The sequence below is a fragment of the Streptomyces sp. NPDC090025 genome, from assembly GCF_044748125.1.
Taxonomy (GTDB): domain Bacteria; phylum Actinomycetota; class Actinomycetes; order Streptomycetales; family Streptomycetaceae; genus Streptomyces.
Genome location: NZ_JBIVFL010000002.1, coordinates 664,015 through 678,011 on the forward strand (window position 1 = coordinate 664,015; position 13,997 = coordinate 678,011).

Below are 13,997 nucleotides of genomic sequence, written 5' to 3' on the forward strand. Positions count from 1 at the left end.
GGGGGAGGCGGGCCCCGATGGACGTTTTCCGGGTTCCCGTCCAGTCGTGCCGAAGGTCTCCACCGGGCTTCACTGGCCTGAACACACCGGTCGGGAGGCAGTGGCGGCATGGATCTGAACACGATCGCGGACGTGCGGGACGGGCGGCTGCGGGAGCCCTGGCGGCCGGGCGACGCCTGGCTCGGCGGCGGCACGTACCTCTTCTCCGAACCACAGCCGCACCTGCGCCGACTGGTCGATCTCGGCCGGATGGGCTGGGAGCCGCTGACCCGGCACCAGGACGGCTCCCTGGAGATCGCCGCGACCTGCACGATCACCCAGCTGTCCCGGTTCGGACGGCGCTTCCTCGACACCCCCGCGGCCCCGCTGTTCGAGCAGTGCTGCCGGGCCTTCCTCGCCTCCTTCAAGATCTGGAACATGGCGACCGTCGGCGGGAACCTGTGCAACGGCCTCCCGGCCGGGCCGATGATCTCCCTCACCGCCGCGCTCGACGGCAGCTGCCTCCTGCTGGCCCAGGACGGCACGACACGGGAAGTGAAGGTCGCCGACTTCATCCGGGGCGCCGGGATCAAGGACCTCGCCGAGGGCGAACTGCTGCGGTCGGTGACGCTGCCCGCGCGGGCGCTGGAGTGCCGTACGGCGTTCCGGCAGGCATCGCTGTACGGCCTGGGGCGGTCCGGGGCGCTCGTCATCGGAGCGCTCGACCCGGTGGACGGCTCGCTCGCGGTGACGATCAGCGCGGCGACCGTACGGCCGTTCCGGCTGTGGTTCCCGCTGCCGCCGACCGCCGCGGGGCTGCGGCGGGCGATCGGGGCGGCGGTCGCGGACGCCGACTGGTTCGACGACATCCACGGACTCCCCGAGTGGCGGCGGCACATGGGCCTGCGCCTGGCCGAGGAGGTCCGCCGCGAACTGACCACCCCCGACGGCATCTCCGACCCCACCCCCGACCGCATCCCCGACGGCGCCCCCGACGGCACCTCCGACCGCATCCCCGACCGCACCCGGGAAGGCACCCGATGAGCTTCGGCATCCAGGTCAACGGCCGCCCCTTCGACACCGAGCCGCGCCCCGGGCAGTGCCTGCGCACCTATCTGCGCGAGCGCGGCTGGTTCGGCGTGAAGAAGGGCTGCGACGCCGGGGACTGCGGCGCGTGCACGGTGCACGTGGACGGCGCGCCCGTGCACAGCTGTGTCTATCCGGCCGTACGGGCCGAGGGCCGGGCGGTCACCACGGTGGAGGGTCTGGCCTCGCCGGACGGTGAACTCCACCCCGTACAGCGGAAGTTCCTGGACGCGCAGGGCTACCAGTGCGGGATGTGCACGGCCGGGTTCCTGATGACGACGGCCGCCCTGGAGGCGGAGCGGGGCACCGAGCACGACGACGGCAAGCTGGACGATCTGCCCCGGGCGTTCAAGGGCAACATCTGCCGGTGCACCGGCTACCGGGCGATCGAGGACTCCGTCCGGGACGTCAAGCACGTCGAACGGCCGTGCGCCGGGAAGGCGGTGGGCCGCAACGTCGCCGCGCCCGCCGGGCCGCAGGTCGTCACCGGCACCGCCCGCTACACCTTCGACGTCGAGGTCCCTGACCTCCTCCACATGAAGCTGCTCCGCTCCCCGCACCCGCACGCCCGGATCCTCGCGATCGACACGGCGGACGCGCTGCGGGTGCCGGGGGTCGTCGCCGTACTGACCCACGAGGACGCACCGGCGACGCTCTACTCCTCGGCCCGGCACGAGCACCCGACCGAGGACCCCGACGACACCCGGGTCCTGGACGACGTGGTCCGCTACGTCGGACAGCGGGTCGCGGCCGTCGTCGCCGACAGCGAGCAGGCCGCCGAGGAGGGCTGCCGCCGGATCGAGGTGACGTACGAGCAACTCCCGTACGTCACCGACCCGGAGGAGGCGATGCTCCCGGGCGCCCCCGTCATCCACGCGGGCAAGGGGCCGGAGGTGCGGATCGCCCGGGTCGAGAACAACGTGGCGGGCGAGGTGCACGGCGAGATCGGTTCGGTCGAGGACGGCTTCGCCGAGGCGGACGTCGTGTACGAGGAGACCTTCCGCACCCAGCGGGTGCAGCACGCGAGCCTGGAGACCCACGGCTGCGTCGCGTACTTCGAACCGAAGGAGGACGGCACCGGCGAACGCCTCACCGTGCGCTCCTCCACCCAGACGCCGTTCCTGACCCGGCGGGCGCTGTGCGCCCTGTACGGCCTGCCGGAGGACGAGGTACGGGTGGTCGCGGGCCGGGTCGGCGGCGGCTTCGGCGGCAAGCAGGAGATGCTCACCGAGGACATCGTCACCCTCGCCGCGCTGAAGCTGCGACGGCCGGTGAAGCTGGAGTACACCCGCGCCGAGCAGTTCCACGGCGCCACCACCCGGCACCCGTTCACCATCGGCATCAAGGTCGGCGCGCGCCGGGACGGCACGCTGACCGCCGTGCGGATGCGGGTGGTGGCCAACACCGGCGCGTACGGCAACCACGGCCCGGCCGTGATGTTCCACAGCGTCGGCGAGTCCTTCGCCGTCTACCGCGCCCCGCACAAGAAGGTCGACGCCTACTCCGTCTACACCAACGTCGTCCCGGCGGGCGCGTTCCGCGGCTACGGCCTCGGCCAGGTCACCTTCGCCGTCGAGTCCGCCATGGACGAGCTCGCCCGACTGCTCGGCATGGACCCCCTGGTCCTGCGGGAGAAGAACATCATCGGGCCCGGCGAGGGCATGCACAGCCCGATCGGCGAGGAGGAGGACCTGTTCATCGCCTCCTACGGGCTCGGCCAGTGCCTCGCCGTCGTCCGGAGCGCGCTCGCCGACGACCGCAGCGCCGAGGACGCGCCGGACGGCTGGCTGGTCGGACAGGGCACCGGCATGGCCATGATCGCCACCGGACCGCCCGGCGGGCACTACGCCGACGCCCGCGTCTCCCTGCTGTCCGACGGGACGTACGACATCGCCGTCGGCACCGCCGAGTTCGGCAACGGCACCACCACCGTCCACAAACAGATCACCGCGGGCGCCCTGAACACCACCGAGGACCGCCTCACCGTCCGCCAGTCCGACACCGACGTCGTCCGCCACGACACCGGCGCGTTCGGCTCCGCCGGCACCGTCGTCGCGGGCAAGGCGGTGCTGCTCGCCGCCACCTCCCTCGCGGAACGCCTCCGCACGCTCGCCGCCCGGCACAGCGGCGTGGCCCGGCACCTGTGCGTGCTCGGCGCCGAGTCCGTCGACTGCGCGGGGCGGCTCGTCACCCTCAAGGAGCTGTACGAGGCGGGGCACGCGCTCGGCGCCGCCGAGGAACTGGCGGCCGACGGGCACTGGGGCGGCTCACCGCGCTCGGTCGCGTTCAACGCGCAGTGGTTCCGGGTCGCCGTGGACCCCGGATCGGGCGAGATCCGGATCCTGCGCAGCGTCCACTCGGCCGACGCGGGCAAGGTCATGAACCCGATGCAGTGCCGCGGCCAGGTCGAGGGCGGGGTGGCCCAGGCCCTCGGCGCCACCCTCTTCGAGACCGTCCGGACCGACGAGCGCGGCGAGGTCACCACGGCGGCCTTCCGCCGCTACCGCCTTCCCCAGTACGCCGACGTGCCGCGCACCGAGGTCCACTTCACCGAGACGTCCGACGCGATCGGCCCGCTCGGCGCCAAGTCGATGAGCGAGAGCCCCTTCAACCCCGTCGCCCCCGCCTTCGCCAACGCGCTGCGGGACGCCACCGGCATCCGGTTCACCGAACTGCCCGTCACCCGCGACCGGGTGTGGCTCGCCCTCGACCGGGCGGCCCGGCAGCCACGGACCGTTGGGGCATAGGACCGTTGGCGCATAGGACCGTTGGGGCATGGGACCGTTGGGGCATGGGACCGGAGAATGTGAGCACTGATCTCGTAGCAACCTCACCATCACGAGCAGGAAGGAGGGTTCTGGGTCGCATCGACGATTTCCGCGCCCGGCGGGCGGGTATCAGTGGGCTCGGCCGCCGCTCCGGGCGTCCAGCGGCCCGAAGGAGACCGACGATGAGCCTGCTCAGCTCCGCATCGGGGACGACCGTGGTCCGGCCAGGCGCGTTCGTCGTCTGGGGGGACGTCGCCACGCCCACCACCCTGACCGTCGCGGACCTGCACGCGGGCTGGACCCGGCACCGGGCCGAGGTCGTCTTCGACTGCGCCACCGCCGGACCGCAGCGCCATGTCTTCGAGGGCCCGCTGCTGCGCGAGGTCGCCGCCGCGGCGGGTCCGGCCTTCGACCCCGCGCGCCGCAAGGAGCGGTCCCGCTTCCTGGTCGTGGTGAACGGCACCGACGGGCATCACGCCGTGCTGTCCTGGGCGGAGATCGACGTGGACTTCGGCAACGCGCCGGTCCTGCTGGCCACCCGGCTGGACGGCGTGGACCTGGACGCGGCCGGCACCCAGCTGGTGGTCCCCTCCGACCGGTGCGGAGCGCGCTACGTCAGCGGCGTCACGAGGGTCTGGATCGGCCGCCACGAGCCCGACGGACGGTTCCCGTCCGAGGCGTGAGACCGCGGGCCGCCCGTCCGGTGCCCTCCCGGTGCCCTCCCGGTGCCCCTCTCGTGGCTTTCTACCAGCGACCTCTCATTCGCGATGGAGGGTTCCACGACAATGTTGCAACTGAGATCGAAACCGCCCTACGGTGTCGCACATGCAGTCCTACACCATCGGGCAGGCCGCCCGTCTGCTGGGCGTCAGCCCGGACACGGCGCGGCGCTGGGCCGACGCGGGCCGGGTCGCGACCCACCGCGACGAGAGCGGTCGGCGCGTGATCGACGGCAAGTCGCTGGCGGCGTTCTCCGTGGAGATCGCGCAGAGCGACGACGACGACGCGTCGTACACCTCGGCGCGCAACGCGTTCCCCGGGATCGTCACCGGCATCAAGCTCGGCGACATCGCGGCCCAGGTCACGATCCAGGCCGGTCCGCACCGGCTCGTCTCGCTCCTCACCCGTGAGGCCGTGGAGGAACTGGGACTGGAAGTCGGCATGCAGGCCACCGCCCGCGTGAAGTCGACCAGCGTGCACATCGACCGCACCTGACCACCCCTCACGCAGTACGCACCACCACCCGGCCGTGGGCGCGGCCCGCCTCTCCTCGTCTTCCTTTCCTCTTCAAGGAGTTCCGATCCCCATGTCCCCCGCCTTCACCAGACGTCGTACCGCCGCCGCCGTGCTCACCGCGGCCCTGCTCGTCCCGCTCGCGGCCTGCTCGTCCGGCGACGACACGAAGAAGGACACCGCGGGTTCCACCCCCTCCGGGTCCGCGAGCGCGAGCACCGCGCCGCAGGCGAACCTGACGGTCCTCGCCGCCGCCTCGCTCACCGACGTCTTCAAGACGGCCGGCGCCGCCTACGAGAAGGCCCACCCCGGCACGAAGGTCACCTTCTCGTTCGCCGGCTCGCAGGAGCTCGTCGCCCAGGTCTCGCAGGGCTCGCCCGCCGACGTCCTGGTCACCGCCGACACCAAGAGCATGGACAAGGTGAAGGCCGACACCAGCACCCCCGCGATCATCGCGAAGAACCGGCTCGTCATCGCCACCGGCGAGGGCAACCCCTTCAAGGTCGACGACCTGAAGGACCTGGCCGACACCAAGCTGAAGGTCGTCCTGGCCGCGCCCGAGGTGCCCGCCGGCAAGTACAGCAAGCAGATCCTCGACAAGCAGGGCATCACGGTCAAGCCGGTCTCCCAGGAGCCCAACGTGCGTGCCGTGCTCAGCAAGGTCGAGCTCGGCGAGGCCGACGCCGGTCTCGTCTACAAGACGGACGCCGCGAGCGCCGCCGACAAGGTCGACGCCGTCGAGATCCCCGACGCGCAGAACGCGATCGCGCAGTACCCGGCCGCCACCCTGAAGGACTCCAAGAACGCCGAAGCCGCCACCGCGTTCGTGACCTGGCTGTCCTCGCCCGAGGGCCAGAAGATCCTCCAGGACGCCGGCTTCCAGAAGCCGTGACCGTCAGGGTCGCGTAGACCGCGGCCGTGACCGCCAAGGTCGCGTAGACCGCGAGGGGCTGCCCGCTTCGGGGGGAGCGGGCAGCCCCTCGGCTTCATGCCCTCACCTCTCCGGGATCTTCGATGAAACGAGCAGGCGTACGAAAGCCGGGCGCGCGCCCGCCCCTCGCCCTGGCTCTGCCCGCGCTCGTGGCGGTGGCCTTCCTGGCCCTCCCGCTGGTCGGCATCCTCGTCCGCACCGAGTGGGGCGAACTCGCCGACCACCTCCGCTCGCCCGGCACCGTCCAGGCGCTGAAGCTGTCGCTCCTCGTCTCCTTCTGGGCGCTCGGCCTCTCGCTGCTCCTCGGCGTCCCGCTCGCCTGGCTGCTCGCGCGGGTCTCCTTCCCCGGCAAGACGTTCGTCCGCTCGCTCGTCCTGCTGCCCATGGTCCTGCCGCCCACCGTCGGCGGCGTCGCCCTGCTCCTCGCCTTCGGCCGCCGCGGCCTCCTCGGCCCCTGGCTGGAGTCCACCTTCGGCATCACGCTGCCGTTCCACACCTCGGGCGCCGTCCTCGCGGCCACCTTCGTCGCCATGCCGTTCCTGATCATCAGCCTGGAGGGCGCGCTCGGCGGCCTGCGGCCCCGGTACGAGGAGACGGCGGCCTCGCTCGGCGCCTCACCGGTCCGGGTCTTCTTCACCGTCACCCTGCCCATGGTGGTGCCCGGCGTCCTCGCCGGAGCGGCGCTCACCTGGGCGCGGGCGCTCGGCGAGTTCGGCGCCACCATCACCTTCGCCGGGAACCTGCCCGGCACCACCCAGACCCTGCCGCTCCAGGTCTATCTGCTGCTCCAGGACGAGCCGGAGGCGGCGACGTCCGTCTCCCTGCTGCTGCTCGCCATCGCGATGGGCGTGCTCATCGCCCTGCGCGGACGGTGGACCGGCACCCCGAGCGGACGCGACCGCGCCACGTCCGCACCTGTGCCGGACGCCGAGGACCCGAAGGCCGAGGAGCCATCGCCTCAGGCGGCCCAGACGGCCCAGACCGCCCCGCCCGTCGCCCCGCCCGTCGCGCCGCCCGGCGAACGCTGGTCGCTGCGGGCCGAGGTCACCGGATTCACCGAGCTCGACCTGACCGCCGAACCCGGCACCACGATCGCCGTCGTCGGCCCCAACGGGGCAGGGAAGACGACCCTGCTGCGCGCCCTGCTCGGCCTCACCCCCCGGGCCCACGCCGACCTCCGGCTCGGCGACACCGACGTCACCGCCCTGCCCCCGCACCGCCGCCGCGTCGCCTGGGTCCCGCAGGACGGCGCCCTCTTCCCGCACCTTTCGGCGCTCGCCAACACCGCGTACGGGCTCCGCGCCCAGGGCGTCGCCCGCGCCGAGGCCCGCCGCGAGGCACAGGGCTGGCTCGACCGGCTCGGCGTCGGACACCTCGCCCACCGGCGCCCAGGCCAGCTCTCCGGCGGCCAGGCCCAGCGCGTGGCCCTCGCCCGCGCACTCGCCGCCCGCCCCCGGCTCCTCGTCCTCGACGAACCGCTCGCCGCGCTCGACCAGACCACCCGGGCGCAGGTGCGCCACACCCTGCGCACCCACCTCGCCGGATTCGGCGGCGTCTGTCTGATCGTCACCCACGACCCGGTGGAGGCGGTCTCGCTCGCCGACCGCGTCCTCGTCCTGCAGGACGGCCGCGCCCTCCAGGACGCCACCCCCGCCGAGGTCACCCGCCATCCGCGTTCCCCCTGGGTGGCCCGGATGCTGGGGCGCAACGCCTGGTCCGGCACCGCGACCGCCGACGGCCTCGCGCTCGACGGCGGCGGCACCCTCGTCGCGGCCGAACATCCGGAGCCCGGTACCCCGGCACTGGCGATCGTCGCCCCCGAGGCGGTCTCCCTGCACCGGGAGAGGCCCGCGGGCAGCCCCCGTAACGTCTGGCCCGGCACCGTACGCGAGATCACCACCAGCGGCAGCCGCCTGCGCGTCCTGGTCACCTCCGCCGAGGCCCCCGACCTCGTCGCCGAGATCACCCCGCAGGCCGCCGCCGAACTCGGCCTCGCCGACGGCGTGTCCGTCTGGACCAGCGTCAAGGCCACCGAGACGACGATCGTCACCCGCTGACCCCCGGGATCCCCGCCGATCCCGCCGCCCCCGCCGACCGTGCCGCCGTCCCGAACCCGGCGCACGAGGCCATCCCCGGCGCACGACATCATCCCCGGCGCACGAGGTCATCCCCGGGGCACGAGGTTCATGCTCGCGGCAGCAGCACCGGCGCGAGCCCACCGTCGTGCCAGTCGGGCCCGATCGCGGCCAGTGCGTCCGCGACGGCCGCGCCGCGCAGGAACGCGGCGCGATGTCCCGGGGCGATCCGGCAGCCGTCGTCCGTCCAGGCGACCGGCACCAGGCGGGTGCGGCCGGGTGCGGCCTTCGCCGCGCCGTGCACGGGCAGGCGCGGCAGCCGGGGGAGCGCGCCGCCGGCCAGTCCGGTGAGGAGCGGACCGAGCAGGGTCAGGGCGGCGACCAGGGCCGCGTACGGGTTGCCCGGCAGCCCCACCACCCAGCGGCGTACGGGGAGTTCGGCGAGCAGCATCGGGTGACCGGGTCGGCAGGCGACCGTGTCGACGACCATCCGGGCCCCGGAGTCCGCGAGGAGGCCCCGCAGTTGGTCGGTGACGCCGACCGAGGTGGAGCCGGTGACCACGACGACATCGGCCCCGTCGTGGCCGCGGACCGCACGGGCGAGACCGCCCCGGGGACGGTCGGGCACCTGCTCCAACGCGACCGTGTCGCCGCCGAGTTCGGCGATGAGGCCGGGGAGGAGCGGTCCAAGGGCGTCCCGGACCCTGCCGGGTCGTGGGATGCCCGAGTGCTCCAGTTCGTCGCCGGTGACCAGTGCGGCGACGCGGGCCCGACGCGCGTCCCGGCCGGAGCCAGCCGGTCACCGGGCGCCGCGTCCTCGCCGGTCCGCCGGATGTGCCGCCCCTCGGGCGGCGCGGCGGCGGACACCCGGCCGTCGGCGTCCGTCGCGACTTCGAGCGGTACGACCGCGTCCGCGCCGACCGGCAGGACGGCGCCCGTGGAGATGCGCACGCACTCGCCGGGACCGAGGACACCCGGCCACGCGGCACCCGCGCGCGCCGTCCCCCGGACGCGCCAGGGCGGAGCTCCGGACACGGCGTACCCGTCCATGGCGGCGGTGTCGAAGGCGGGGTGCGGGAGCAGCGCGAGGAGGTCGGCGGCGAGCGTGAGTCCGGTGGCGTCACACAGGGGTGTACGGCGTGGGGGCACGGTGTGCGCGGCGCGGTGGGCGCGCATCCGGGCCTCGGGCCAGGGGACCGGGTGCGGATGCGGTGGCGCGCCCGGCACGGCGGGGGACGGTCCGGTCACTGCGGAGGCGGGCGGAGGCGGCATGGTCCCCACGCTCCGCCGCCGGTGTTTCGGATCGAGGCCGGTCACGTGTCCCCGGCGCGCCGATCGGCTCACGGTCCGGGCGGACCTGCCGTGAGCGGGTCTCCCCGTTGTACGTGCGGGCCGCGCCCCCGTCCGGGAGCACGGCCCGCACCGCGCGTGCGCCGGTCAGACGGCGGAGAGGGAGATCTCCGTGGACTTGATCAGCGCGACGACGGAGGAGCCGGCGGCCAGGCCGAGGTCCTCGACGGCGTCCTTGGTGATCGCGGCGGTGAGCTCGCCGCCCTCGACGGTGACCTTCACGGAGCCCATGGCGCCGCCGGTGGCGACCTCGGTGACGGAGCCGGGGAGCTGGTTGCGGATGGAAAGACCCGAGACCGGACCGGTCGCGAGGGCGACCTCGGTGGACTTCACGAGGGCCTTGACCGCGGAACCCTCGGCGAGGCCCAGGTCCTTGACGGCGTCGGCGGTGATGGCGGCGGTGATGTCCTGGCCACCGGCCAGGCGCACCTTCACCGAGGCCATGGCCTCACCGGTGGTGACAGAGGTGACGGTGCCGGGGAGCTGGTTACGGATGGACAGGGGCATGGAACACGCCTCACATAGCCGGAAAGCGCAGTGTCACCTCTGTGACCTGCTTCGTCCCTTTCGACGCTACCGGAACGGGAATCACACGAGGCGACCCACGTCTCATCCACCAGCCGAACGGACGCGAGGGGCTCGCGTTCAGCACGGGTCGGGCGTCGAACCGCCGAGAGTCGCGCCGCCGGGCGGGGATGGGGAGGGTCTGGAAGGGCAGGGGAGGGGGATCTCGCGCTCCTTCCGTCTCCGTTCTCCCGGGACGGTGTCAGCTGACAGCATCAGCGAGATGCCATCCCGCACTCACCTGGCAGATGTGCCCCGATTCGGCCTCTCCACCTCTTGGATGATCCACTGTAACGACCCCTCGCGGGAAGGTCGTTTTCTGTGCCTGGATCCAATCGCGTCCGGACGTCGGGGACTGCTTGACTGGCTCCTGCCGGTGCCGAGGCGGATGAGTGGCTCTCGCCGTGTTCGGCCGGTCGGCCGGAAGGGCCCTGCGCGCTGATCGCGGTGTGTTGCGCGCAGGGGCCCTTTGCGGCCCCCGGGCTGAGATGTCCGGACCGGCCCCCGAGGGCGGCCGCACATGCACCCTCTGGCACATGCGTGCTGAAAGTCGCATTCTTGCCACGGATGCCATCGATGACATGCGAGGTGGCTCGAACGCGAGGAGACGGCGATGGCGGTGGTCGTGGTGCGGGACCCGGCGGTGGCGGACTCGCGGGGGGTGGACGACGTCCTCGCCGCGGCGGGTCTGGCCGTCCGGCACAGCGAGGCCGGCGCGCCGCCCGTGACCGGCCTCGACGGAGTCGACGGAGTGATCGTGCTGTCCGCGCCGACGTCACCGGCCGCGGGAGAAGGCGCCCTGCTGCGTGCCGCACTGGCGGCGGACGTCCCCGTCCTCGCCCTCGGCCCGGGCGCGGCCCGCCTCGCCGACCCGTCCGGCCACGGAACCGGAACGGGGGCGGGAACGGAAACCGGAACGGAAACGGGAACGGGGAAGGGTCTGGGCGTCTCGCCCGCCCGAGGCCCCGTCACGCTCACCACGTCGGCCGACCGCGACCCGCTCCTCGCGGGCAGCGGTCCGCTTCCCGCGTTCGGTCCCGCGGCCGACTCCTTCACCGGCTTCGCGGGCCCGCCCGGCGCCGTCGCGCTGGCCACGTGCACCGGCTCCGCTCCCCAGGCGTTCCGCCTGGGGAGCAGCGCCTGGGGCATCAGGTTCCTCACCCCGACGCGACTCGGCCCCTGGGGCGAAGCGCTCCTGCGCCGGTTCGCCGCCCTGGTGGCGGCCCGCGCCGAACACACCGCCACCCGCGCGTTCTTCACCGGCCGCGCCGATGCCTGGGAAGAGCGCTTCGCCCATCAGAACCCCGCGTACGCCGCCGCGGTGGCGCGGATGCGGGTGGCGCCGGGCGGCCTCCTGCTGGACCTCGGCTGCGGGACGGGACGTGCGATGCCCGCGCTGAGCGAGCAGGCGGGACCCGGAGGGCGGGTGCTGGGCATCGACGTCACCCAGGCCATGCTGGCCTCGGCCGCCAGGTACGGGCGGGGGAACCACGGGCTGTTGCTGGCCGCCGACTGCAACCGCCTGCCCCTGCCGGGGCGTTCGGTGCGCGGGATCTTCTCGGCGGGTCTCCTCGACCACCTTCCCGCCCCGGGCGCCGCCCTCGTCGAATGGGCTCGCGTCGGAGCCCCCGGAGCGGTCCTGCTGCTGTTCCATCCTTCGGGCCGGGCCGAGCGGGCGGCCCGCCACGGCCGTCCCCTCGATCCCGGCGACCTGCTCGCCGAGGACAACCTCCGCCCCGCGCTGGCGGCGGCGGGCTGGCGGCTGGACGAGTACGAGGACGCCGCAGGCCACTTCCTGGCCCGCGCCAGGCTGTCCGGATGACGCGCGCCGCACCCTTCCGCCGTCGACACCTCCAAACCACGGATGCGTATCTGAACGGCTAATAGTCCAGGTATTCAGGAGGGCCATTGTGCGTTCCCTCTTGCAGATGCAATATGTCGATACGGGTGACGTGGCGGACGTACCCGTATGTGCCGTTCCTGCTCACGAGGCGAGGTCAGACAGATGACGACACGTACCCACGACGGCAGCGCCGGCGACGTCGACTACGGCACCATCGGCTCCGGCTACTCCGCCTACCGCCGCCCGGACGGACGCATCGCCCGCTTCATCGCCAGAGCTCTGGGGGACAGCCGGACCGTCCTCAACGTCGGCGCCGGCGCCGGGTCGTACGAGAACGTCGGCGGCGCGGTGACCGCCGTCGAACCGTCGGCCTCCATGCGGGCCCAGCGCCCCGACGGACTCCAGCCGGCCGTCGACGCCGTCGCGGAGAACCTCCCCTTCGCCGACGGCTCCTTCGACGCCTCGATGACCCTGTTCAGCGTCCACCAGTGGAGCGACGTCGAGGCTGGTCTGCGGGAGATGCGCCGCGTGACCAGCGGGCCCGTGGTGATCCTCACCTGCGATCCCACCGCCGTCCGCGACTTCTGGCTGTACGAGTACGCTCCCGCCGTGCTCGACACCGAGGCCCTCCGCTACCCGCCCCTCGACGAGATCGCGGACGCGCTGGGCGGCACCGTCCAGGTCGAGGCCGTTCCGATCCCCTTCGACTGCACCGACGGCTTCAACGAGGCGTACTACGGCCGCCCCGAACTGCTCCTCGACCCGGCCGCCCGACAGGCGTGCTCCGCCTGGAGCTTCGTCGACGACGCCACCCGGGAACACTTCGACCGCACCCTCCGCCGCGACCTCGCCTCGGGCGCCTGGGACGAACGCTTCGGCCACCTGCGCACCCGACCGACCTACGAGGGCTCGCTCGTCGTCGTCCGCGGCGCCCCGGCGGGCTGAAACGGGCGGGGGCCTACAGCCAGTCCTTCTTCTTGAACACCAGGTACAGGCTCACACACACCACCGCCATCAGCAGCACCGCGAACGGATACCCGCCCGCCCAGTGCAGCTCCGGCATGTTGTCGAAGTTCATGCCGTAGATCGTGCCGACCAGGGTCGGGGCGAAGAGGATGGCCGCCCACGAGGAGATCTTCTTGATCTCCTCGTTCTGTTCGAAGCCCGCCTCCGCCAACGCCCGCATCTCCGCGTTCTGTTGCTGGGTGACCAGGGTGCCGTTGACCGTGAGGATCTCCGTCAGGGCCTGGCGGAAGCCGTCGACGCGTTCGCTGGTGTGGGTGACGTGGTCCGCCACGTCGCGGAGGTAGCGCTGGAGTTCCTCGTCGGTGCCGTACTTGGCGAAGCCCGCCATGAGGCCGTGGAGCATGCCGACCAGAGGGCGGGTGGCGCGCTGGAACTCGACCATTTCGCGGGAGAGTTCGTAGATGCGGCGGGACACCGCGGGGTCGCCGCTGAAGACCTCGGTCTCGATCTCGTCGATGTCGTTCTGGACGCCCGCGACCACCGGCGCGTAGCCGTCGACGACCGCGTCCAGGATCGCGTACAGGACCGCCTCCGGGCCCAGCCGGAGCAGGTCCGGGTCCTGTTCCATGCGGCGGCGGACCGCCGAGAGGTCGGGGGCCGCGCCGTGGCGGACCGTGATGACGAAGTCCGGGCCCACGAAGACATGGAGCTCGCCGAAGTCGACCTCCTCCTGGGCGTCCAGATAGCGGGCCGCACGCAGGACCACGAACAGGGTCTCGCCGTACCGCTCCAGCTTCGGCCGCTGATGGGCCTCCATCGCGTCCTCGACCGCGAGCTCGTGGAGGTCGAACTCGGCGGCGAGCGAGTGGAGTTCGGACTCCGTCGGGCGGTGCAGGCCGATCCAGGCCATGCCGTCGGGGTGCTCGCGCAGCTGGCGGAAGGTTTCCGCGAGCGTCGCCGGGGAGGAGACCCGCCTGCCGTCCCGGTACAGCGTCGCCTGCACCACGCTCGGGCGCGGCGCGCCGCCCGCCGCGCCCGACCCGGCGGCCGGCCCGGCATCGGGACCCGAGGGCGGTCCGGCGGGCGGAGCGGACGACGAGGCGGCGGCCGGGTGCCCCTGGGCGCGGCGCCAGGTGGGGCGCGGGCGGCGGTCGGACATCGGTCGGTCTCCTCCGGCTGGGGCGGTGGGGGCGGGAGTGCAC

General features: G+C 73.3%; 11 protein-coding genes and 1 pseudogene. 8 read left to right on the top strand and 4 right to left on the bottom strand.

Annotation, left to right across the window (positions count from 1 at the left end; translation table 11 throughout):
* Nucleotides 1-108: 108 nt before the first annotated feature.
* The 6 genes from ACIPXM_RS08895 to ACIPXM_RS08920 all read left to right on the top strand — a co-directional run bounded on the left by ACIPXM_RS08895 (nucleotide 109) and on the right by ACIPXM_RS08920 (nucleotide 8,054).
* The gene (locus ACIPXM_RS08895; RefSeq protein WP_401653472.1) at nucleotides 109-1,023 is read left to right on the top strand and encodes an FAD binding domain-containing protein; all 915 of its coding nucleotides are present in this window, start codon (nucleotides 109-111) and stop codon (nucleotides 1,021-1,023) included.
* Nucleotides 1,020-3,812 (top strand): molybdopterin-dependent oxidoreductase, encoded by a 2,793-nt coding sequence (locus ACIPXM_RS08900; protein ID WP_401653474.1) that lies wholly within the window; start codon nucleotides 1,020-1,022, stop codon nucleotides 3,810-3,812. Before ACIPXM_RS08895 ends, ACIPXM_RS08900 begins: the two co-directional genes overlap by 4 nt.
* 203 nt (nucleotides 3,813-4,015) lie before the next feature.
* Entirely contained in the window at nucleotides 4,016-4,516 is a 501-nt protein-coding gene (locus tag ACIPXM_RS08905; RefSeq protein WP_401653475.1) for a molybdopterin-dependent oxidoreductase, read from the top strand.
* Nucleotides 4,517-4,658: 142 nt separating this feature from the next.
* On the top strand, nucleotides 4,659-5,048 hold the full coding sequence (locus tag ACIPXM_RS08910) for a molybdopterin-binding protein (protein ID WP_401653477.1): 390 nt from the start codon (nucleotides 4,659-4,661) through the stop codon (nucleotides 5,046-5,048).
* Nucleotides 5,049-5,139: 91 nt separating this feature from the next.
* Nucleotides 5,140-5,958, top strand: coding sequence for a molybdate ABC transporter substrate-binding protein (modA, locus tag ACIPXM_RS08915; protein ID WP_401653479.1), 819 nt, complete (start codon nucleotides 5,140-5,142; stop codon nucleotides 5,956-5,958).
* Nucleotides 5,959-6,080: 122 nt separating this feature from the next.
* Nucleotides 6,081-8,054, top strand: coding sequence for an ABC transporter permease (locus tag ACIPXM_RS08920; protein ID WP_401653482.1), 1,974 nt, complete (start codon nucleotides 6,081-6,083; stop codon nucleotides 8,052-8,054).
* A gap of 127 nt (nucleotides 8,055-8,181) precedes the next feature.
* On the opposite strand, the gene ACIPXM_RS08925 is transcribed toward ACIPXM_RS08920, so the two are convergent.
* The 3 genes and pseudogenes from ACIPXM_RS08925 to ACIPXM_RS08935 all read right to left on the bottom strand — a co-directional run bounded on the left by ACIPXM_RS08925 (nucleotide 8,182) and on the right by ACIPXM_RS08935 (nucleotide 9,929).
* Nucleotides 8,182-8,826: a molybdopterin-binding protein gene (locus tag ACIPXM_RS08925; RefSeq protein ID WP_401653701.1), complete on the bottom strand. Its 645-nt coding sequence runs from the start codon at nucleotides 8,824-8,826 to the stop codon at nucleotides 8,182-8,184.
* 20 nt (nucleotides 8,827-8,846) lie between these two features.
* Nucleotides 8,847-9,344 (bottom strand): annotated as a pseudogene (locus tag ACIPXM_RS08930) (molybdopterin molybdenumtransferase MoeA); the annotation flags it as partial.
* Between the two features lie 165 nt (nucleotides 9,345-9,509).
* Nucleotides 9,510-9,929 carry a molybdopterin-binding protein gene (locus tag ACIPXM_RS08935; RefSeq protein WP_401653484.1) on the bottom strand — a complete coding sequence of 140 codons (420 nt, stop codon included), beginning with the start codon at nucleotides 9,927-9,929 and terminating at the stop codon, nucleotides 9,510-9,512.
* Nucleotides 9,930-10,599: 670 nt separating this feature from the next.
* Here ACIPXM_RS08935 and ACIPXM_RS08940 point away from each other — a divergent pair.
* Nucleotides 10,600-11,808: a methyltransferase domain-containing protein gene (locus ACIPXM_RS08940; RefSeq protein WP_401653485.1), complete on the top strand. Its 1,209-nt coding sequence runs from the start codon at nucleotides 10,600-10,602 to the stop codon at nucleotides 11,806-11,808.
* A 183-nt stretch (nucleotides 11,809-11,991) separates the two neighbouring features.
* On the top strand, nucleotides 11,992-12,774 hold the full coding sequence (locus tag ACIPXM_RS08945; RefSeq protein WP_401653487.1) for a class I SAM-dependent methyltransferase: 783 nt from the start codon (nucleotides 11,992-11,994) through the stop codon (nucleotides 12,772-12,774).
* Nucleotides 12,775-12,787: 13 nt separating this feature from the next.
* Here ACIPXM_RS08945 and ACIPXM_RS08950 read toward each other — a convergent pair whose 3' ends face one another.
* Nucleotides 12,788-13,954 (bottom strand): magnesium and cobalt transport protein CorA, encoded by a 1,167-nt coding sequence (locus ACIPXM_RS08950; protein WP_401653489.1) that lies wholly within the window; start codon nucleotides 13,952-13,954, stop codon nucleotides 12,788-12,790.
* Between the last annotated feature and the right edge of the window lie 43 nt (nucleotides 13,955-13,997).

What these genes read in the sequence shown, in the direction of transcription:
- ACIPXM_RS08935 (WP_401653484.1), bottom strand. Translation starts at nt 9,929, where the DNA reads ATGCCCCTGTCCATCCGTAACCAGCTCCCCGGCACCGTCACCTCTGTC.
- ACIPXM_RS08950 (WP_401653489.1), bottom strand. Translation starts at nt 13,954, where the DNA reads ATGTCCGACCGCCGCCCGCGCCCCACCTGGCGCCGCGCCCAGGGGCAC.
- ACIPXM_RS08895 (WP_401653472.1), top strand. Translation starts at nt 109, where the DNA reads ATGGATCTGAACACGATCGCGGACGTGCGGGACGGGCGGCTGCGGGAG.
- ACIPXM_RS08945 (WP_401653487.1), top strand. Translation starts at nt 11,992, where the DNA reads ATGACGACACGTACCCACGACGGCAGCGCCGGCGACGTCGACTACGGC.
- ACIPXM_RS08920 (WP_401653482.1), top strand. Translation starts at nt 6,081, where the DNA reads ATGAAACGAGCAGGCGTACGAAAGCCGGGCGCGCGCCCGCCCCTCGCC.
- ACIPXM_RS08900 (WP_401653474.1), top strand. Translation starts at nt 1,020, where the DNA reads ATGAGCTTCGGCATCCAGGTCAACGGCCGCCCCTTCGACACCGAGCCG.
- ACIPXM_RS08910 (WP_401653477.1), top strand. Translation starts at nt 4,659, where the DNA reads ATGCAGTCCTACACCATCGGGCAGGCCGCCCGTCTGCTGGGCGTCAGC.
- ACIPXM_RS08905 (WP_401653475.1), top strand. Translation starts at nt 4,016, where the DNA reads ATGAGCCTGCTCAGCTCCGCATCGGGGACGACCGTGGTCCGGCCAGGC.
- modA (WP_401653479.1), top strand. Translation starts at nt 5,140, where the DNA reads ATGTCCCCCGCCTTCACCAGACGTCGTACCGCCGCCGCCGTGCTCACC.
- ACIPXM_RS08940 (WP_401653485.1), top strand. Translation starts at nt 10,600, where the DNA reads ATGGCGGTGGTCGTGGTGCGGGACCCGGCGGTGGCGGACTCGCGGGGG.